Source organism: Pseudoflavonifractor capillosus (genome assembly GCF_016899775.1).
Taxonomy (GTDB): Bacteria; Bacillota; Clostridia; order Oscillospirales; family Oscillospiraceae; genus Lawsonibacter.
The window spans coordinates 1-1,091 of the sequence record NZ_JACJJE010000136.1 but is presented as its reverse complement, the minus strand read 5'-3'; the positions used below and the strand labels follow the sequence as shown (position 1 = coordinate 1,091).

Annotated in this window: 1 protein-coding gene; it reads left to right on the top strand. The window is 55.3% G+C overall.

Annotated elements, in window-relative coordinates:
- Positions 1-321 precede the first annotated feature (321 nt).
- Positions 322-1,091: serine/threonine protein kinase (locus H6B31_RS16660; RefSeq protein WP_204899521.1), on the top strand; the 770-nt coding region annotated here is incomplete at its 3' end.

Here is a 1,091-nt window from a genome sequence, read left to right as displayed (position 1 = left end):
TCGTGTCTCCATAGTATTTCCCTCCAATGCTCGAAGTGGTTCTTATTTTACCCATATGGAAGGAAAATACTGAAAGCCACCCCTCATAATAATCCGGCACCCCACTCCACCGGGGCGCGGCTTCCATCTTGAGTGGAAATTTATGCCTATTAAGTGTCTTTGTGCAACTCTTTCCAAATATCCATGATTTGTCCTTGTTTTTCCCCTCCTGACGCGAAAACAGCCCGCTTATACTATGCAAACAGCATAGTTGTAATCTTACTGTATATGGACTAAAATGATTTTATCCAGCAAATATCTGTACGCATGTGGAGGACTTATATGGTTGGAGAGAATTTTTGCTATAACTGTTTTCAGGAGCGGGACAGTTTAGATGGCCCGTGCCCCCACTGCGGCTTCGACCTGGCGGAAAATGAGAAGAAGTACCCGGTGGCCCTGCGGGCTGGGACCGTTCTGAATAACCGGTACATCGTGGGCCGGGTGCTGGGTCAGGGCGGCTTCGGCATCACATACCTGGCCTGGGACACCCAGCTGGAGGCCAAGGTGGCCATCAAGGAATTTATGCCCGGGGAACTGGCCACCCGCGTGGACGGCACCACCGTCTCCGTCCTCTCCGCCGACCGTTCCGAGGATTTTACGTACGGCTCCGAGCGGTTCCAGGAAGAGGCCCGGACCCTGGCCAAGTTCATCGGCAACCCCAACATTGCGGCGGTGACCAGCTACTTTGACGAGAACGACACCTCGTACTTCGTCATGGACTACATCGAGGGTATCTCCTTTAAAACCTACATCGCCAACCACGGCGGAAAGGTGAGCGTGGAGGACACCCTGAACGTGATGATCCCGGTGCTGCGGGCCCTCACCGCGGTCCACGCCGAGGGCTTCATCCACCGGGACGTGACGCCGGACAACATTTACATTACCAAGGACGGCATGGTAAAGCTGCTGGACTTCGGCTCGGCCCGGTACTCCATCGGGGACAAGTCCAAGAGTTTGGACGTCATCCTGAAGGTGGGCTACGCCCCCAAGGAGCAGTACATCCGGAGAAGCCGCCAGGGCCCCTTTACGGACGTCTACTCCTGCGCCGCCTG